Genomic DNA, 17,547 nt, shown 5'->3' with positions numbered 1-17,547 from the left:
AAGGCGGGATCCGGCCGCCCGGACAACTGTCCGAGGCGGCTGGCAGGATGAGTGCATGAGCACTGGACTTGATGCAGTCGTACACGGGATCAATATCCATCCCGTCAAGTCGGTCGGGGGACATGCGACAGCACAAGCGGCGGTCGAGCCGTGGGGGCTTGCCGGGGACCGCCGCTGGATGCTGGTCGACGCACACGGAACGGCCGTCACGCAACGCGAGCGGCCCGAGCTGGCCTTGAGCAGTGCCGCCACACTGCCGGGCGGCGGGATACGGCTGTCCGCGCCCGGCCGGGAGGATCTGGCCGTCGAGCCGCCGGACCCGATGGCGGCCGTCGGTGTCACGCTGTTCGGGCAGAAGTTCAAGGCGGTGACCGCCGCCGAGCGGGCGCACGAGTGGTTCAGTGAGTATCTCGGCGCCGAGGTCCGCCTGATGCACCTGGACGACCCGGCGCACCGCAGGCCCATCAACCCCGAGTACGCGCTGCCCGGCGAGACGGTGAGCTTCGCCGACGGGTTTCCGCTCCTGGTCACCACGCTGGCCTCGCTCGACGCCCTCAACTCGCTGATCGCGCGCGGCGACGACCCCGGCGAGGGCCCCCTGCCGATGAACCGGTTCCGGCCCAATGTGGTGCTCGACGGGACCGGGGCGTGGGCCGAGGACGCCTGGTCGCGGATCTCGGTCGGCGAGGTCTCCTTCCGGGTCGCCAAGCCCTGCGGCCGGTGCGTCATCACCACCACCGACCAGGGCACCGCGGAGCGCGGCAAGGAGCCGCTGCGCACCCTCGCCCGGCACCGCCTCATCGGCGGTTCGCTGGCCTTCGGCGTCCTGCTGGTCCCGGAGCACACCGGCGTCATCCGCACCGGCGACCCGATGAAGGTGCTCGCATAGCTCTGCGCCGGGTGGGAACTCCTGTGGGTGGCGGGTGCGTTGGACAGGTCAGCCGGGTGGATCAGGACCCTGTTCGCGCCATTCGGCCCTTGCCGTCCCGCCGGGACCGGCACGGAGGCGGAAGGGGGTGCGGAGCGCGTGCGAGCCGTACGGGGCGTGTGGCGTTGGCGGCGCAACCCGCTGCGCCGTCGGACCGACTTCGCGGAGGCCTGGCTGGCGCTGGCGGCGCTCGTACTCATGGTGCTCGTCGCGCCGACGGTGGGTGTGCTCTGCGGTGCGCTCACGGACACAGAGCTGCGGCAGTCGGCCGCCGAGCAGCGCCTGCACCGGCATCTGGCCTCGGCCGTGGTGGTGCGCCCGGCCGAGCAAAGGGCCAAGGTGCCCGAGCCCGACGGTTCGGTGGGCCGCGTCAGCCGCACCAGAGTGGTGGCCAACTGGACCGCGGGCGACGGCAGTTGGCATACGGGAACGGTGACTGCGCCGCTGCGTTCGCCGGCGGCCGGCGCCACGTTCCGGATATGGACCGACGACCACGGGAGCCCGGTGCCCCGGCCGATGGACCTGGCCGCGGCCGATACGCACGCGGTGTTCTCGGGGATCTGCGCCGCCGCGGCGGCCGCCGGATTCATCGAGGGCGTCCGGTGGCTGATCGTATGGCGGCTGATACGCCGTCGGTATGAGCGACTGGACCGGGCGTGGGCCCGGTACGGTCCGGACTGGGGCCGCACCGGCGCGGGCAGCTGACCGGTCAACTCACCGGCCCCGCGCGCGCTACGGTGGACCATCAGTCGCACATACGAGGTCGCGGTCGAGGTGTGTGCGAGGTCGCGGGTACGAGGTGGGGGCACGGCAGCGCCATGGCTCAGGGCACGGTCCAGGTGACGCACACCGGCACGTCGAGGTGGCGCCGCCGCACGGGTGAGTACGCCTCTCTGGCCGCGGCCCTGGAGGCCGCGGGCGACGGCGACGTCCTCACCGTCGCCCCGGGCACCTACCGGGAGAATCTGGTGCTGCGCCGCTCCGTGACGCTGCGCGGCCCCGAGGGCACGGTCGGCTCGGTCCGCATCGCGCCGGCCGACGGGGTGCCGCTGACCGTGCGCGCCTCGGCGACCGTGCGGGACCTGTACCTGGAGGGTCAGGACGCGGCCGCGCCCGCGCTGCTCGTCGAGGACGGCGCGCCGGAGCTCGTCGATCTGCGGGTGGTGACCCGCTCCGCGGTCGGCATCGAGGTGCGGGGCGGTGCGCGGCCCACGGTGCGGCGCTGCACCGTGGACAATCCGGGCGGCGTCGGCATCGGCGTACTCGACGGCGCGGGCGGCGTGTTCGAGGAGTGCGAGGTCGTGGCGGCCGGGCAGTCCGGGGTCTCGGTGCACGGGGGCGCCCATCCCCGCCTGGAGCGCTGCCGGGTGCACCACTCCAGCGGTGCCGGGCTCTCGGTCAGCGGTGAGGGCAGCGGTCTTGAGGCGCTCGGCTGCGAGGTGTACGAGATCAAGGGCGCCGGGGTGCAGATCGCCTCGCGCGCCGGTGCCCACCTCACCGACTGCACGGTGCACCGGACTTCGGCCGACGGCATCACCCTCGACACGGACGCGGTGCTCACCCTCGCCGACTGCGACATCCACGACATCCCGGAGAACGCGGTCGACCTGCGTTCGCGTTCGGTGCTCACACTGACCCGCACCAAGGTCCGCCGTTTCGGGCGCAACGGCCTGTCGGTGTGGGACCCGGGCACCCGGGTGGACGCCAACCAGTGCGAGATCCACGACAGTACGGGCGACTATCCGGCGGTGTGGGTCAGCGACGGCGCGACCGCGGTGCTCGAAGGCTGCCGCGTCCATGACGTACCGGACGCGATCTTCGTGCTCGACCGGGGCTCGCGCGCCGATGTGGTGGACAGCGATCTCACCCAGGTGCGCAACACCGCGGTGTCGGTGAGCGACGGCGCCACCGCGCAGCTCGACGACTGCCGCATCAGGGAGGCGTCCACCGGCGCCTGGTTCCGCGACCACGGCAGTGGCGGCACGCTCGCGGGCTGCACCATCGACGGCGCCCAGACCGGTGTCATCGTCACCAAGGGCGCCGATCCGCGCATCGAGCGGGTCACGGTCACCTCGCCCGCCGAGGCCGGTTTCTACGTCTCCGCCGAGGGCCGGGGCACCTTCCACGGCTGCCGGGTGACGGGCAGCGGCGGCTTCGGCTTCCACGTGATCGACGGCTGCCGTACGACGCTGACGCGCTGCCGCACCGAGCGCTGTGCGCGCGGGGGTTACGAGTTCTCGGAGGACGGCGCGGTCGTCGAGGACTGCACCAGTGACGAGAGCGGGTTGAAGTCCGGTGCCGCCGAGCCGCCCGCCGTGCAGACCGCGACGCAGACCATGGGGCTGCTCTCCGCCGTCCCTGACCAGCGCGCCGCCGAGCCTCAGGCCGACGCCCCGGCGGCCGGGCCCGCGCGCGGTTCGGGGGCCGTGCTCGGTGAACTGGACACGCTGGTGGGCCTGGAGAGCGTCAAGCGTGAGGTGCGGGCGCTCACCGACATGATCGAGGTCGGCCGCAAGCGGCAGCAGGCGGGCCTCAAGGCGGCCTCGGTCCGCCGCCATCTGGTCTTCACCGGCTCCCCCGGCACCGGAAAGACCACGGTGGCCCGCCTGTACGGGGAGATCCTGGCCTCCCTCGGCGTCCTGGAGCGCGGCCATCTGGTCGAGGTGTCCCGTGTCGACCTGGTCGGCGAGCACATCGGTTCCACCGCGATCCGCACCCAGGAGGCCTTCGACCGGGCGCGCGGCGGAGTGCTGTTCATCGACGAGGCGTACGCCCTGTCCCCCGAGGACTCGGGCCGCGACTTCGGGCGGGAGGCCATCGACACGCTGGTGAAGCTGATGGAGGACCACCGCGATGCGGTCGTGGTCATCGTCGCCGGATACACGGCGGAGATGGAGCGCTTCCTGAGCATCAACCCCGGTGTGGCGTCCCGCTTTTCACGCACCATCAGGTTCTCGGACTACTCGGCCGAGGAGCTGCTCCGCATCGTGGAGCAGCAGGCCGACGAGCACGAGTACCGGCTCGGCTCCGGCACCGCGGAGTCGCTCCTGAAGTACTTCACGGTGCTGCCCAGGGGCGCGGCGTTCGGCAACGGGCGTACCGCGCGCCAGACCTTCGAGTCGATGGTGGAGCGGCATGCGGGGCGGGTCGCGCAGCTGGCCGATGCCAGCACCGACGATCTGACCCTGCTCTATCCGGAGGACCTGCCCGAACTGCCCTGATCCGCCCGCTGGTTCGGCAAGGCCATCGCCAACTCGGCCAGCAGCAGGGCACGTTCGCGGGCGAACTCCGGGTCGGCCTGGTAGTCGGAGTGGCCCAGGATCGGTGCGGGCAGCGGATGTTCGGTGGTACGCCCGTAGGCGAGCGGGTCGAGCAGCGGGCCCCGGTCGATGCCGTCGCCCGCCAGGACCGGGCCGCCGATGGGGTCGGTGGCGCGCCACAGGTTCCGCCAGCAGTGCACCTCCTCGTGGAGTCCCTGGAGCGGCGCGGGTCCGAAGTACGTGGGGAACCAGCGTCCGTACAGCCGCTCCACCGGGCAGCCGTACGTGAGCAGGGCGACCCGGCGCCGGGTGGCGGCGGGCAGTTGCCAGACGGCGGCCGCGGCCAGCACGCTGCCCTGCGAGTGGCCGGAGATCACGAGGCGGCCGCCGGTCCGCTCGGTCCAGGTGTTCATCCGCCAGGCGAGGTCCGGCACGGCCCGTTCGGCGTAGCAGGGCGGCGCGAAGGGGTGTGCGGCGCGCGGCCAGAAGGTGCCGACGTCCCACAGGATGCCGATGGTGCGGCGGGCCGCGGCGTCCTTGTAGGCGCGCCGGCTCCAGGTGACGAAGAGCAGGAAGCCGAAGCCGGTGCACCAGGAGCCGAGCGACTGGGCGATGCCGGCGGCGCAGGCGATCGCCGACGGGCCGCCGGCGGCCGCCCTGTCCGGCACCTCGCCGGCCCACCAGGCCCCGGCGAGCGCGGCCGCGCCCAGCAGCAGCGACGCGCCGGAGACGATGCCGAGGAAGACCGGTGTGCGGTCGGTGAGCCCGGCCATCGCGCGGGCGGCGGCGATCTGGCGGCTGCGGGCGGTGTCGGGGCGCTCGCCCGGGTAGTCGGCCACGACGCGGGGTGCGTCGGCCCAGGCGGTGCGCCAGGTGCGTACGGCGAAGAACAGCACGACGGGGACGAGCAGGGCCAGGAGGGCGGGGATCACCGAGGCCTGCCAAGTCAGCAGCGGTGGCGGCCCTTTGAAGGCCGAGCGGTTCATGCCGGGGGCGGCGCCGCGGTCCACCCAGGCCGCGGCCCGCTGGGCGACGCCGCCGGTCATCACCCCGCCCAGGGCGCAGGCGAGCATGGCGACGGCGGGGCCGCCGAGTCCGCGCAGGGCGGTGCGCTCACCGGGCGCGCGGCGCCGCAGGTACCGGGCCACGGCGGCGAGCGCGATCACCAGCACACCCTGGGCGAGGGTGAGGAAGCCGAAGGCGCGGTCGCCGGGCAGCGTTCCGGTCGACACCCAGTCGGAGCGGTCCCAGGCCGCGTACAGCATGGCGAGGGCGAGCAGGGCGAGCGAGGACGCGGGGAGCCAGGCGGTGACGGCGCGGTCGAGCTGTTCGTCGAGATGGGATTCGGTACGTCCGCGGCGGCACACCACCCAGACCACAACCACCCCGGCGATGGCGAGAGTTGACTCCAGGAGCAGGCCGAGTGTCTCGAAGACGGCGCTGGTGGCGGCGCGGTCGTAGCGGGCGGCCGCGGCCGTCACTCCCGCGGCGGCGGTCAGGAACCCGGCGGCGGTGTGCGCGGCGCGCAGCCGGGCCACCAGGCGCCTGCCGTACCAGAATCCGGGCCGCCCGAAGGCGGGCCCGTCGGCTTCGCCGGGGCCGGCGGCCGGGTCGGCGTTCAGCGGCTGCTGGGACTCGTAGGCGCTCCAGGTGCGGTTGGAGAGGTACCAGAGCAGTGCGGTCAGGCCGGCGGGGGCGAGGGCCGCGAGGGCGAGGCGGCGGCCGGGCTGGGACCACCAGCCGTGGTGGGCGACCGAGGCGAAGCCGAGCCAGTCCCATGAGCCCGAGCAGCCGGCCGAGCCGCCGCACTGCCAGGCGGTGAGGTCGAGGGCGACCTCGCAGGCGGCGGCCACGAGCAGCACGGTGAGGCTGAGCGCGACGAGCCGCACCAGCGCCCCGTACAGCCGGATCGCCCAGGGCGGGTCCTTGGCGGGCGGCCGCATCCAGTGCGCGAGGTTGACCACCATGAACGGCAGCAGGAGCAGCCACAGGGCGCGGGCGCTGTTTCCGGAGGTCAGGTTGCACCAGACGTACGCCTCGGGCACCGGCTGGTCGCGGTAGCGCTCGGGGTGAGCCTCGGCGTCGACGTCCTGGGTGCGCCGGTGGATCGCGGCCGTGTCGTCGCCGGTGACGCGCACTGTGCGCGGGTCGCCCAGCATCTTCTGCGGTGTGGTGCCCCCGACACCGTGGACCAGCAGTTCGAGGGCGAGCGCGCCGCCCTCGACGGGGGCGGCACCGGCCTGGACGGCGGGTGTGGCACGGGACACTTCTGCGGCTCGCTCTCGTGGTGGCGGGATCGGCGGCGCGGGTGGCTCGGGACATCAGGGTCTCCGATCGGGACGCCGGAGCGCAGTGCCCTCACGGAATCTCCCCGTGACAGGATGGGGTTCCCGTACACCGGGGGGCGCGGGTGTGTGTGCCCGGCGAATGTGTTCGACGATGTGGAAGGGACCGGCCCGGCAGTGAGCGACAACCAGAATCTGCTCGCGGAGCAGCGTCGCGCGCTGATCCTCGACGAGGTCAGGCGGCGCGGTGGGGTCCGGGTCAACGAGCTCACCCGGAAGCTGAATGTGTCGGACATGACGGTCCGGCGGGACCTGGACGCGCTGGCGCGCCAGGGCGTCATCGAGAAGGTGCACGGCGGTGCGGTGCCGGTCGCGGAGGCCACGGCGCACGAGCCGGGCTTCGAGGCCAAGTCGACGCTGGAGCTGAGCGCCAAGCAGGACATCGCCCGCGAGGCAGCCAGGATGGCCGTGCCGGGCAGTGCCATCGCGCTGGCGGGCGGTACGACGGCGTACGCCCTGGCCCAGCAGTTGGTGGACGTTCCGGAGCTGACGGTGGTGACCAACTCGGTGCAGGTCGCCGATGTGTTCCACGCCGCCCAGCGTCCGCCCGCCGGGTCCGCTCCGCGTCCGGGGGCGGCGACGGTGGTCCTGACGGGCGGGGTGCGGACGCTCTCCGACACGCTGGTGGGGCCGGTCGCCGACGCGGCGATCCGTTCGCTCCACTTCGACGTGCTGTTCATCGGGGTGCACGGCATCTCGGTGGAGGCGGGACTTTCCACGCCCAATCTCGCCGAGGCGGAGACCAATCGCCGGTTCGTGCACTCGGCGCGGCGGGTCGTGGTGATCGCGGACCACACCAAGTGGGGGACGGTGGGGCTGAGTTCGTTCGCCTCGCTGGACCAGGTCGACTCGCTGGTGACGGACGCGGGTCTCTCGGACCGGGCCCGCGAGGAGATGACCGAGCACCTCCAGGACCTCGTGGTGGCGGGCGAGGTCCCGGACAACGGGGACGCCGCAGACATCTGACGGTACGCCAGTTAAGGTGTGCGGGCGCTCGCACCCGACCGCCAGGAGGTATGCGTCATGGCTCGCCGACTCAGGTCCGTGGAACTCGGCTTCGCCGAGTCGGCGCCGGTGCGCCTGGTGTTCACCGCCCGGGTGTCCGCCGGGCCCGGCGCCGTCTACCGCGCGCTCGCCGAGGAGGTGTCCGACATGCCCTCCTGGTTCTCGGCGGTGACCGGGGCCCGGCCGCTGGACGGCGGGGCCGGGCGGGAGGTCAGGCTGCGGGGCGGGGTGTTCTTCCGCGAGACGATCGTGGCGGCCGACCCGGGCGAGCGCTATGTCTACCGGGTGGACGAGACCAACACCCCGGGTGTGGCGGCCCTGTTGGAGGAGTGGCGGCTCGTACCGTCCGGCTCCGGGACGCTGGTGCGCTGGACGATGGCGAGCCAGGGGCCGACGCTGTTCCGTCTGGTCATGCGGCTTGCGCGGCCCGGGGTCGGGCAGTCCTTCAAGGGCGCGATGCGCAAGCTGGACCGGCGGCTGTCGGACGCGGCGGCCGCCTGACTCTGCATCAGGTGGATGCCGGCCGTCCCGGGGACAGGCCTCAACTGAGGCTGTATTCATGCCCAGTGACGGACCGCCAGATGTCGTGGAGCGTGTCCGGCGTGAGCCCCGTATCGGACCGGGCGGCGACGAAGCCGTCCGGTCGGACCAGCAGCGCGCCCTGCGACGGCAGTCCGGCCACGGCGGGCCAGGCGCCCGCCGGGTCCCGAAGATTCCCGTCGCCGGTGGCCGAATCGGCCGGGACGCCGAGGATGTGATGCACCGTCACCGGTAGCGCCTTGGCCGCGTCGGCCCAGGCCGCGCCCGCCTCCGCGTCCCCGCCCGTGAGCAGGGTGAACCCGGGCCCGAACAGGTCGAGGGTGGACAGGCGCCGGCCGGCGCGTTCGAGCCACAGGTGCGGGGCGCGGGTGCCGGTCTGGCCCGCGAGCGCGTCCACCGCGTCCGCCGCCGGGGCGCCGTGGATGCCGGTGGACTCGTACCGGTAGCGGGTCATGATCTCGCCGGTGCTCCGCTGGCGGTCCAGTGCCTCGGCGTTTCCCGGCGTACGGATGGCGTACATGGCGCGGAAGTCGGTGCGCAGCCAGGCCTGTTCGGCGACGAGCAGGCCGCGCGGGCGGCGCTCGGGCTCATAGGTGTCCAGGAGCGCCGCCGGCGCTTCTCCGCGCAGCACGGCGGCGAGCTTCCACGCCAGGTTGTGCACATCGGCGATGCCCGTGTTGGCGCCGAAGCCGCCCCAGGGGGCGTGCCGGTGGGCGGCGTCCCCGGCGAGGAAGATCCGGCCGCTGCGGTAGGCGTCGGCGACCGCGGTGCCGGTGTCCCAGGCGCCGCGGGCGAGCAATTCGATGCGCAGCCCGGGGTCGCTCGCGCCGATGGCGGTGCGCAGCAGGGCGAGGCATCGCTCGTCGGGGTAGTCGCGGGGGCTCTCGCGCTCCGGGTCGTAGGCGAGGTGGAAGGACCATTCGTCGGTGTTGTTCTTGGCCAGGAAGCGGCCGGACACCTCGGGGCCGGCGATCTCGCACTGGCTGAACGTGCGGTCGCGCACCAGGTCGGTGAGATCGGCGCGGAAGTAGAGGTTGAGGTAGTGGTGGGTGGCGGGGCGGGTGGTGCTGGTGATGCCCAGTGCGGTGCGCAGGGGGCTGCCGCCGCCGTCGGCCGCGAGGAGGTAGTCGGCGCGCAGGGTGCTGGTGCGGCCCGAGGCGTGGTCCGTCAGGGTGGCCGTGACCTGGCTGTCGTCCTGGGTGAAGCCCGTCAGTTCGGTGCCGAAGCGGATGTCGCCGCCGCGCTGTTCGGCCAGTTCGCGCAGGACCGGTTCGAGCAGCACCTGGGGGCAGAAGCAGAAGGCGCAGGGGCTTTCGTCCGAGCCGACCATGGCGCCCGTCGCGAGGACGTGGCCGAGGTCGAGCGCCTCGGAGTCCGCGATGCTCCGGCCGGTGCGCGCGCCGCCGAACTTGCCCGTCTTCAGGGCGGTCGCGCTGGCGCCCTGCACGGCGTCCTCGACGCCGATCTGCCGGAAGATCTCCACGGCGCGGGTGTGCATGCCGCGCGACCGGGGAAGGACGGTCGGCTCGGCGTTGCGTTCCGCAAGGACGTAGTCGACCCCGTGGTACTCCAGGCACAGCGCGGCGGTCAGACCGACCAGTCCCCCGCCGACGATCAGTACAGATGGCATGACGGCTCCCCCGTGGCGCTGCGCGGATCTTCGTTACCGTACGACGGTACAGTCCACGGCGAGCTCCGGACCAACGGCACGATTCGGCCAACACCGCCTGCCACAGCGGCAGTTGGCAGGCCAGTGAGCCGTGGGGGGTCAGTCGGCCGGGCGGACCGGTACCACGGCCACCGGGCACTGCGCATGGTGCAGCACCGCGTGGGCCACCGAGCCCATCAGGAGCGAGCCGGGCTTCAGCCGCCGCCGGTGCCGGCCGACGACGATCAGCGCGGCCGAGGCCGAGGCGTCCACGAGATGCCCGGCGGCATCGGCGGGCGCGACCACGGCGTCCACCTCGACCCCCGCGAAGCGTTCCTGGAAGGGGCGCAGCCGCTCGGTCTGCTCGCGCCGCGCGTCCTTCTCGACGGGTCCGTACTCGTCGGGGTCGAGGCTGGTCGGCGGGAACTCGCCCGCCACCAGCAGGGCCGCCGGGGCCGGCGTCGGGTAGGCCGAGATCACCTGGAGCGGCACGCCCCGGGTCCCGGCCTGGTCGAAGGCGAACTCGATCACGTCGTCCGCGGTGTCGGCCAGGTTGAGCCCGAGCACCACCCGGCCCGTCGTCCGCTCGTCCTCGCCGGTGCGGGCCAGCGGCGGCACGACCACCACGGGACACAGCGCCCGGGTGGCCACGGCCAGGCTGTTGGAGCCGAGCAGCAGACTGGCGAAGCCGCCGCGGCCGCGCGAGCCCATCACCAGCAGCCGGGCCTCGGCGCCCAGCGCGTGCAGCGCGTCGGGCACCTCGCCCTCCAGCGAGTCGTACCGCACCGAGGGCAGTCCGTCGCGTCCGGACAGCGCCGTGCGGATCCGGTCGGTCACCGGGTCGGTGAGCGCAGGACCCGGGCCGAGCGCGGACCTGCGGGCCAGCCAGAGCTGTGTGGTGTCGGGCAGCACATGGGCGATCACCAGGTCGGCGGCCATTCTGAGGGCGGTGGGAATGGCCCACTCCAGGGCCCTCAGGCTGTGCTCCGATCCGTCTACGGCGACAACTACCGGGCGCGTGTCCATGACTTCACCCTGGCACGCGCGACCGTGCGCCGCACGGGCAGAAGGTCCCGGGCGGGCCGGGTCAGCGCGCGGGCCACACCCCGGTGGCCAGAAAGGCGTCGAGCGTGGCGGCGTACGGGGCGATGTCCAGGCCCTGTTCGGCGAGCCAGGCGTCCGAGTAGTACTTGTCGAGGTAGCGGTCGCCCGGGTCGCAGAGCAGGGTGACGATGCTGCCGGTGCGGCCCTCGGCGACCATTTCCGCGACGATCCTGAGCGCGCTCCACAGGCCGGTTCCGGTGGAGCCGCCCGCCTTGCGGCCGATGGCCTGTTCCAGGGCGCGTACGGCGGCGACGCTCGCCGCGTCCGGGACCTTCATCATCCGGTCGATGGCGCCGGGCACGAAGCTGGGCTCCATGCGGGGCCGGCCGATGCCCTCGATGCGCGATCCGCAGTCGCTGGTGGCGAGCGGGTCGTTGCGGGTCCAGCCGTCGAAGAAACAGGAGTTCTCCGGGTCGGGGACGCAGATCATCGTGTCGTGCTGCATGTAGTGCACATAGCGCGCGATGGTGGCCGAGGTGCCGCCGGTGCCGGCTGTGGCGACGATCCAGGTGGGCTCGGGATAGCGCTCCAACGTGAGCTGCTGGTAGATGGATTCGGCGATGTTGTTGTTGCCGCGCCAGTCGGTGGCCCGCTCCGCGTAGGTGAACTGGTCCATGTAGTGGCCGCCCGTCTTGGCGGCGAGGGCGGCGGACTCCTCGTACATCTTCATCGAGTCGTCCACGAAGTGGCACTGGCCGCCGTGGAACTGGATCAGGCGGCACTTCTCCGGGCTGGTGGTGCGCGGCATCACCGCGATGAACGGCACGCCGATGAGCTTGGCGAAGTACGCCTCGGAGACCGCGGTGGAGCCGCTGGACGCCTCGATGACCGGCTTGCCCGGCCGGATCCAGCCATTGCACAGGGCGTACAGGAACAGCGAGCGGGCGAGGCGGTGCTTGAGGCTGCCGGTGGGGTGGGTCGACTCGTCCTTGAGGTAGAGGTCGATTCCCCACTCCTCGGGCAGCGGGAAGCGCAGGAGATGGGTGTCGGCGGAGCGGTTGGCGTCGGCCTGGACCTTGCGCACGGCCTCCTTCAGCCAGGCGCGGTAATCCGGATCGCTGCGGTCCACGTCGATGGTTTCCATGCCACTCCTCGATCGGTTTTGTGTGCCGCCCCCACACCCGACAATACCGCTCCCACCTGCACAAACGTTCCCTTTGGGCAACCATAGGAGTGGCTTGTGGGACGCCTGGTGGCGGCGGGAGCGAGCTGGCCGGGTCCCGATCCTTCGTGCACTCTGGTGCGTAGGCTCGACGTTGTGCAGACTGCCCACCAGGAACGATGTGAAGGGGGCCGGAAGTCATGGCGGAACCCGAGTTCAGCGCCAGAGGCGTACGGATCGAGCGGTGGACCCGCTCACTGACGCGGGCCGGCCAGGTGCTGATCAAGGACGGCCGGCTCGCCCTGCTCACCAGCAACGGGCGGGAGATCGACAGTGCGCCCGTCGACGCGGTCAGCGCGACGCGGCCCTGGCTGCCGTGGTCGGCCAAGGAGGACCGGACGGTGGCGAAGCTCAACGGCACCCGCTACCGGCTGACGATGGGCGAGGAGCCGGGCCGCCCGCGCGGTCCCGAACTGGCTCAGCGATTCCTGCAGGCCATCCGTCAGACGCACGGTGCGCACGGCTGAAACGCGTGGGGCCCTGGGGATGCGAGTTGCGGATTGTCAACCCCTGGGTCACGCTGGTGTCACATCACTGAGGGTTTGCCGGCGGTGACGCTCCGAGCAGGTCCGCCGGACCATACAGCAACTTCCGGACCTATTCGGGGAGTCGCAACCGTGATCAGCCAGCCCAGCAGGCAGCAGTGCACGGTGGAGCTCCAAGCCCTGCCGTCGCGGATCGGACAGGTCCGCAGAATCGTCTCGGCGCAATTGCGCTACTGGCATCTCGATCCGCTGATCGACCAGGCGGCGCTCGGCGTCACCGAGTTGCTCACCAATGTCCACCGGCATGCCAAGCCGGACAAGATGTGCACCGTGGAGATCGAGCTGCTGCTCGACCGGCTCACCATCTCCGTGCACGACCACGATCCGCGACTGCCCGCCCTGCGAGACTCCGACGCTCTGGCCACCAACGGCCGCGGGCTCGCCCTGATCGCCGCCGTCAGCGAGAGCTGGGGGGCGCGCCCGCTCGGCGAGGCGGGCAAGACGGTGTGGTTCACCCTGGCCGCGCCCTCGCCCGCCGCGGCCCTGCGCGCCTATCCGCTGTACACGACGGCGGACACGGCTTTCGCCGACACCCGGGCCAAGCGCACGGTGCGCGGCCGCACCACCGCGGCCACCCGGTCGGCCGTCGCGGGCTGACCGGGCGGGGACGCAGCCGGTGCTATTCGGTCGCGATCGCGCGCAGTACGTCGAGTCGCGCCGCCCGGCGCGCGGGCCGCCAGCCCGCCACCGCACCCGCCACCAGGCCGACCAGGGCGACCACCGCGAGTTGGAGCGGCGGCAGCGCGAACGCGCTGGTACCGGCCGAGTCGGACGCCCTGACGAGCACCCAGCCGAGGAAGCCGCCCAGGACGAGGCCGCCCACCGTGCCGAACGCGGCGACGAGCACCGACTCCCAGCGGACCATGGACCGCAGTTGGGCCCTGGTCTGGCCGACCGCGCGCAGCAGGCCCAGTTCGCGGGTGCGTTCGTGGACGGCGAGGGTGAGGGTGTTGGCGATGCCGAGCAGTGCGATGACGACGGCCAGCGCGAGCAGCGCGTAGACCAGGGTGAGCATCATGTCGATGCCGCCCGCCGAGGACGCGGCGTACTCGGCACGGGTCTGGACCTGCGGGTTGCCGTAGAGGGCCGCGGTCCGCCGGACCGCCTTCTTGCCGTCGGCGACCGGGACGCCGGGCTTGAAGGAGACGGCCACCAGGGTGTCGGACTCCTGGCCCCGGTGCGGCGCCCAGGCCTCGCGGGTGAGCAGGTAGTCGCCCGCCAGTTCCTTCCGCGCGTACACCGCGCGGACGGTGAAGGTCTGCTTCTGCCCGTCGGGGAAGGCGAGTTGGGCGGTGGAGCCGGGGTGCCAGCCCTTCTTGGCCGCCTCGTCGGCGGAGACCGCGAGGCCGTTGGCGCCGAGGCCGCCGAGCGATCCCCGGACCGTGCCGAGGTCGAGTACGCCCGAGAGCTCCGCCGGGTCGGTGACGGTCAGGGCGCGCCCGCCGCCGTCGACGTCCGCGACGCCCTTGCCGAGGCCGACCGCGGTCTTCACCTCGGGCAACTGCGCGACCGCGGGCGCCAGTCGGGGGCTGATGCCCGCCCCTCCCGCCCCGAACGACCGTGCGCTGACGGCGACATCGCCCGCGAAGGACCGCGCGACCGTCCGGTCCATGGTCGTCTTCAGCGAGGCGCCGAACACGGTGAAGAGCGAAACGACCGCGACGCCGATCATCAGCGCGGTCGCGGTGGCCGCGGTGCGCTTGGGGTTGCGCAGCGCATTGCGCCGGGCCAGGGCGCCGGTGATGCCGCGCGCCGTGTCGAGCGGGCGGCCGAGGAGGCGTACGGCGCGCGAGGACACGACGGGGCCGAGCACCACGAAGGCGGCCAGGGTCAGCACCGCGCCGGCCCCGGCGAGCAGTACGTTCGGTCCCGCGAGCACTCCGGCGAGGGTGACGCCCACGCCGGCGGGCAGCAGGACGCCGCCGGTGAGCGCCCGCGCCCGGGAGGTGCCCGACTGGTCGACGGCCGTCTCGCGCAAGGCGGCCAGCGGTGCGGTGCGGCCGGCCCGCAGGGCGGGCAGCAGCGCCGAGCCGAGGCAGACCACGACGCCGACGGCGATCGGCAGGACGACCGAGAGGCCGCTGATCACCAAGTCCCCGTTCGGGAACGGGAATCCGATGGCCGGGAAGAGCGCCTGGAGTCCGGCCGCGATGCCGATCCCGGCGAGCACCCCGGCGCCGGACGCGGCGACCGCGACGGCCGTGGCCTCGGCCAGCGTCGACGTGGCGACCTGCCGGCGGGAGGCGCCCAGGGCGCGCAGCAGGGCGTTCTCGCGGGTGCGCTGGGCGACGACGATGGCGAAGGTGTTGTGGATGGAGAACGTCGCCACGAGCAGTGCGATGCCGGAGAACACGAGCAGGAGGGTGGTGAAGAGGTTCAGGAAGGTTCCGGCGACCGTGTCGAGCGTCTCGGCGGACGCGGCCTGGCCGGCGATGGCCTCAACTCCCTTGGGAAGTACGGGAGTCAGCCGGTCGACGAGCTGCCGCTGACTGACGCCGGGGCCCGCGCGCACCGCGATGGAGGAGGCCTCGCCGGGCTTGGGCGTGAGGTACTTCTGGGCGTCGGCGAGCGTCATTCCGGCGTAGGTGACCTGCCCCATGCCGTCTTCGCCGCCGAAGGTGGCGATGCCGACGATGTGCACGGTGACCGGGTCCGGGGCGCGCAGCACGGTGGTGTCGCCGAGTTTCAGGCCGCCCTTGTCGGCGGCGCCCCGGTTGACGACGACCTCGCCGGGCGCCTGCGGGGCGCGGCCCTGGGCCAGTTGGTACGGGTTGAGCTTCGGGTCGGTGATCCAGTTCCCGGCGCGGGTGGGCGGGCCCTGGCCGCCGATCGGCTTGCCGTCGGCGCCCACGAGCTGGCCGGAGCCGTCCACGACGGGGGCCGCGGCCGCCACACCGGGGGTGTTCCGGATCGTCGTGACCAGGGAGGTGTCGACGGGGCGGCGGGTGCCCTGGCCCGCTCCGGAGACCGTGACCACGTTCGCGCTGCGGACGACCGCGTCCGTACCGGCGTTGGCGCTCGTGAAGAGGGTGTCGAAGCTCGCGCGCAGCGTGTCGCCCATGACGAGCGTTCCGGTGAGGAAGGCGACGCCGAGCAGGACGGCGACGAAGGTGCCCGCGAAGCGGCGCCGGTGGGAGCGCAGCGAGGTGAGGCTGAGGCGCAGCGCGGCGTTCATGCCCCCTGCCTTCCTTGGGAGCCGGCGCCTTCGTCGCCCTGCGACAGGAGTCGCATGCGGTCCAGGACGCGTTCGGCGGTGGGGTCGGGCATGCGGTCGACGAGGCGGCCGTCGGCGAGGAAGAGCACTTCGTCGGCGTGAGCGGCGGCGACCGGGTCGTGGGTGACCATGACGACGGTGCGGGCGGTCCGGCGGACGGTCCGGCCGAGCAGCCCCAGCACTTCCTCACCGGCCCGCGAGTCGAGGTTTCCGGTCGGTTCGTCCGCGAAGACGACGTCGGGGCGGCCGGCGAAGGCGCGGGCCACGGCGACCCGCTGCTGCTGGCCGCCGGAGAGTTCGGCGGGCCGGTGGTGCAGCCGGTCGCGCAGGCCCACGGTGTCGATGAGCGCGTCGATCCACTCGCGGTCGCCGGACTGCCCCGCGAGGTCGAGGGGCAGCGTGATGTTCTCGGCGACGGTGAGCGTGGGGACGAGGTTGAACGCCTGGAAGATGAAGCCGACGCGTTCGCGCCGCAGCAGGGTCAGCCTGCGGTCGTCGAGCGCGCTCAGGTCGGTGTCGCCGATGAAGGCGGAGCCGGAGCTGAGGGTGTCGAGCCCGGCGGCGCAGTGCATCAGGGTGGACTTGCCGGAGCCCGAGGGCCCCATGATCGCGGTGAAGCGTCCGGCGTGGAAGCCGACGCTCACCCCGTCCAGGGCCCTCACTTCGGTGTCACCGGCGCCGTAGACCTTCACGGCGCCGACGACCCGGGCTGCGCAGGCGGTGCGGACGGCGGTGGTCATGCCGCACCGCCCTTGCGGGTGCCGGTGATGTCCGTACGTCCGAAGTGCTCCTCCAGGACGGAGATCCGGCGCCAGTACTCCTCCTCGTCGATCTCGCCGGAGGCGAACCTGCGACCGAGCACGGCGAGGGGTGACCTGTCGTCCACGGGCGGTCGCCAGGGGCCCCGGCGACCCCGCCACCCGGCGCGGCGCAGCACGGTGACGACGGTGAGGATCACGGCCGCCCAGACCAGTGGAACGAAGAGGATCCAGGGTCCGGGTCCGGCGTAGGCCAGGGTGTTCATCTCGGTCAGCTCCCTCGGCGGAGGTGGTTGGTTGATGCTTCGAGCCTCCCGCCGGGAGGGGGTCCGGGTCGTCGTACGGCCAGCGGCAGTCCGCGTACCACACGGGGAGTAGACCGGACTTCGGCGACTGCTCTGGTTACTGTACCTACTGGTATGTACAGTAGGGGCATGAGCACTCCGGAGCGTCTGATCGAAGCCACCCGCGACCTTTTGTGGGAGCGGGGCTATGGAGGGACCAGCCCCAAGGCGATCCAGCAGCAGGCGGGGGCCGGCCAGGGCAGCATGTACCACCACTTCACGGGCAAGCCCGATCTGGCGCTTGCCGCGATCCGCCGCACCGCCGAGGAGCTGCGGGCCGCGGCCGAGGCCGCGTTCGGGGGCGAGGGCACGGCGTACGAACGCATCGCGGCGTATCTGCTGCGCGAGCGCGATGTGCTGCGCGGCTGCCCGGTCGGCCGGCTCACGATGGACCCCGAGATCATCGCCAGCGCCGAGCTGCGCGCGCCGGTGGACGAGACCATCGACTGGCTGCGGTCCCGGCTCGCGGGGATCGTCCAAGAGGGCCTGGACCAGGGCGAGTTCCCCGCGTCCGTGGTGCCGGAGGAGATCGCCGCCGCCGTGGTGGCGACCGTACAGGGCGGCTATGTGCTGGCCCGCGCCTCCGGTTCGCCCGCCGCCTTCGACGCGGGCGTCCGGGGACTGCTCTCGCTGCTCGCCCCGCCCGCCGGCTCCCGGTGAAGGAACCGCACTACGTGCACATCACCCGCCAACA

The 17,547-nt window shown here is 72.9% G+C and carries 15 protein-coding genes; 8 read left to right on the top strand and 7 right to left on the bottom strand.

Translation table 11 applies throughout. The features are described 5' to 3' along the window. Nucleotides 1-55 precede the first annotated feature (55 nt). From ACIQ8J_RS13320 to ACIQ8J_RS13310, 3 genes are all read left to right on the top strand, one after another. Entirely contained in the window at nt 56-889 is an 834-nt protein-coding gene (locus ACIQ8J_RS13320; protein ID WP_403269762.1) for an MOSC domain-containing protein, read from the top strand. A 138-nt stretch (nt 890-1,027) separates the two neighbouring features. Then, nucleotides 1,028-1,633, top strand: a complete 606-nt coding sequence (locus ACIQ8J_RS13315; RefSeq protein ID WP_403269765.1) for a hypothetical protein — start codon at nt 1,028-1,030, stop codon at nt 1,631-1,633. A gap of 113 nt (nt 1,634-1,746) precedes the next feature. Then, nucleotides 1,747-4,149, top strand: coding sequence for a right-handed parallel beta-helix repeat-containing protein (locus ACIQ8J_RS13310; protein ID WP_403269766.1), 2,403 nt, complete (start codon nt 1,747-1,749; stop codon nt 4,147-4,149). Here ACIQ8J_RS13310 and ACIQ8J_RS13305 read toward each other — a convergent pair. After that, nucleotides 4,119-6,455, bottom strand: coding sequence for a hypothetical protein (locus tag ACIQ8J_RS13305; RefSeq protein WP_403269769.1), 2,337 nt, complete (start codon nt 6,453-6,455; stop codon nt 4,119-4,121). The genes ACIQ8J_RS13310 and ACIQ8J_RS13305 overlap by 31 nt on opposite strands. Before the next feature lie 195 nt (nt 6,456-6,650). Between ACIQ8J_RS13305 and ACIQ8J_RS13300 the strand changes: the two genes are divergently transcribed. Both ACIQ8J_RS13300 and ACIQ8J_RS13295 read left to right on the top strand, forming a co-directional pair. Beyond that, nucleotides 6,651-7,499 carry a DeoR/GlpR family DNA-binding transcription regulator gene (locus ACIQ8J_RS13300; RefSeq protein ID WP_403269771.1) on the top strand — a complete coding sequence of 283 codons (849 nt, stop codon included), beginning with the start codon at nt 6,651-6,653 and terminating at the stop codon, nt 7,497-7,499. 57 nt (nt 7,500-7,556) lie between these two features. Further along, the gene (locus ACIQ8J_RS13295) at nt 7,557-8,039 is read left to right on the top strand and encodes an SRPBCC family protein (protein WP_403269773.1); all 483 of its coding nucleotides are present in this window, start codon (nt 7,557-7,559) and stop codon (nt 8,037-8,039) included. Between the two features lie 40 nt (nt 8,040-8,079). Here ACIQ8J_RS13295 and ACIQ8J_RS13290 read toward each other — a convergent pair whose 3' ends face one another. The 3 genes from ACIQ8J_RS13290 to ACIQ8J_RS13280 form a co-directional block, all read right to left on the bottom strand. Continuing rightward, complete coding sequence (locus ACIQ8J_RS13290; protein WP_403269775.1) at nt 8,080-9,708, bottom strand: FAD-dependent monooxygenase; 1,629 nt, start codon at nt 9,706-9,708, stop codon at nt 8,080-8,082. Nucleotides 9,709-9,846: 138 nt separating this feature from the next. Then, a complete protein-coding gene (locus ACIQ8J_RS13285; protein ID WP_403269778.1) occupies nt 9,847-10,752 on the bottom strand; it encodes a universal stress protein in 906 nt (301 codons plus the stop codon). A gap of 61 nt (nt 10,753-10,813) precedes the next feature. Further along, nucleotides 10,814-11,914 carry a PLP-dependent cysteine synthase family protein gene (locus ACIQ8J_RS13280; RefSeq protein ID WP_403269780.1) on the bottom strand — a complete coding sequence of 367 codons (1,101 nt, stop codon included), beginning with the start codon at nt 11,912-11,914 and terminating at the stop codon, nt 10,814-10,816. A gap of 218 nt (nt 11,915-12,132) precedes the next feature. On the opposite strand from ACIQ8J_RS13280, the gene ACIQ8J_RS13275 reads away from it, so the two are divergent. Together ACIQ8J_RS13275 and ACIQ8J_RS13270 are read left to right on the top strand one after the other, a co-directional pair. Continuing rightward, nucleotides 12,133-12,459 carry a hypothetical protein gene (locus tag ACIQ8J_RS13275; protein ID WP_403269783.1) on the top strand — a complete coding sequence of 109 codons (327 nt, stop codon included), beginning with the start codon at nt 12,133-12,135 and terminating at the stop codon, nt 12,457-12,459. A 150-nt stretch (nt 12,460-12,609) separates the two neighbouring features. After that, nucleotides 12,610-13,134, top strand: coding sequence for an ATP-binding protein (locus ACIQ8J_RS13270; protein WP_403269786.1), 525 nt, complete (start codon nt 12,610-12,612; stop codon nt 13,132-13,134). 22 nt (nt 13,135-13,156) lie between these two features. Here ACIQ8J_RS13270 and ACIQ8J_RS13265 read toward each other — a convergent pair whose 3' ends face one another. From ACIQ8J_RS13265 to ACIQ8J_RS13255, 3 genes are read right to left on the bottom strand one after another with little or no spacing between them, the layout of a single operon-like run. Further along, complete coding sequence (locus tag ACIQ8J_RS13265; protein ID WP_403269789.1) at nt 13,157-15,712, bottom strand: ABC transporter permease; 2,556 nt, start codon at nt 15,710-15,712, stop codon at nt 13,157-13,159. After that, nucleotides 15,709-16,491: an ABC transporter ATP-binding protein gene (locus ACIQ8J_RS13260; RefSeq protein ID WP_403269792.1), complete on the bottom strand. Its 783-nt coding sequence runs from the start codon at nt 16,489-16,491 to the stop codon at nt 15,709-15,711. The genes ACIQ8J_RS13265 and ACIQ8J_RS13260 overlap by 4 nt, the downstream gene beginning before the upstream one ends. Continuing rightward, nucleotides 16,488-16,775, bottom strand: a complete 288-nt coding sequence (locus ACIQ8J_RS13255; RefSeq protein ID WP_403269795.1) for an SHOCT domain-containing protein — start codon at nt 16,773-16,775, stop codon at nt 16,488-16,490. Before ACIQ8J_RS13255 ends, ACIQ8J_RS13260 begins: the two co-directional genes overlap by 4 nt. A gap of 153 nt (nt 16,776-16,928) precedes the next feature. On the opposite strand from ACIQ8J_RS13255, the gene ACIQ8J_RS13250 reads away from it, so the two are divergent. After that, nucleotides 16,929-17,513, top strand: a complete 585-nt coding sequence (locus tag ACIQ8J_RS13250) for a TetR/AcrR family transcriptional regulator (protein ID WP_403269798.1) — start codon at nt 16,929-16,931, stop codon at nt 17,511-17,513. The last annotated feature ends 34 nt before the right edge of the window (nt 17,514-17,547 follow it).

The organism is Streptomyces sp. NPDC094147, from assembly GCF_044764265.1.
GTDB lineage: Bacteria > Actinomycetota > Actinomycetes > Streptomycetales > Streptomycetaceae > Streptomyces.
The sequence above is the reverse complement of the archived record's forward strand: the minus strand, read 5'-3'. Positions and strand labels throughout refer to the sequence as shown.

Excerpts from the sequence above, each read along its gene's own strand:
- ACIQ8J_RS13275 (WP_403269783.1), top strand. The coding sequence starts at position 12,133 with ATGGCGGAACCCGAGTTCAGCGCCAGAGGCGTACGGATCGAGCGGTGG.
- ACIQ8J_RS13290 (WP_403269775.1), bottom strand. The coding sequence starts at position 9,708 with ATGCCATCTGTACTGATCGTCGGCGGGGGACTGGTCGGTCTGACCGCC.
- ACIQ8J_RS13320 (WP_403269762.1), top strand. The coding sequence starts at position 56 with ATGAGCACTGGACTTGATGCAGTCGTACACGGGATCAATATCCATCCC.
- ACIQ8J_RS13285 (WP_403269778.1), bottom strand. The coding sequence starts at position 10,752 with ATGGACACGCGCCCGGTAGTTGTCGCCGTAGACGGATCGGAGCACAGC.
- ACIQ8J_RS13255 (WP_403269795.1), bottom strand. The coding sequence starts at position 16,775 with ATGAACACCCTGGCCTACGCCGGACCCGGACCCTGGATCCTCTTCGTT.
- ACIQ8J_RS13295 (WP_403269773.1), top strand. The coding sequence starts at position 7,557 with ATGGCTCGCCGACTCAGGTCCGTGGAACTCGGCTTCGCCGAGTCGGCG.
- ACIQ8J_RS13310 (WP_403269766.1), top strand. The coding sequence starts at position 1,747 with ATGGCTCAGGGCACGGTCCAGGTGACGCACACCGGCACGTCGAGGTGG.
- ACIQ8J_RS13265 (WP_403269789.1), bottom strand. The coding sequence starts at position 15,712 with ATGAACGCCGCGCTGCGCCTCAGCCTCACCTCGCTGCGCTCCCACCGG.
- ACIQ8J_RS13260 (WP_403269792.1), bottom strand. The coding sequence starts at position 16,491 with ATGACCACCGCCGTCCGCACCGCCTGCGCAGCCCGGGTCGTCGGCGCC.
- ACIQ8J_RS13250 (WP_403269798.1), top strand. The coding sequence starts at position 16,929 with ATGTACAGTAGGGGCATGAGCACTCCGGAGCGTCTGATCGAAGCCACC.
- ACIQ8J_RS13280 (WP_403269780.1), bottom strand. The coding sequence starts at position 11,914 with ATGGAAACCATCGACGTGGACCGCAGCGATCCGGATTACCGCGCCTGG.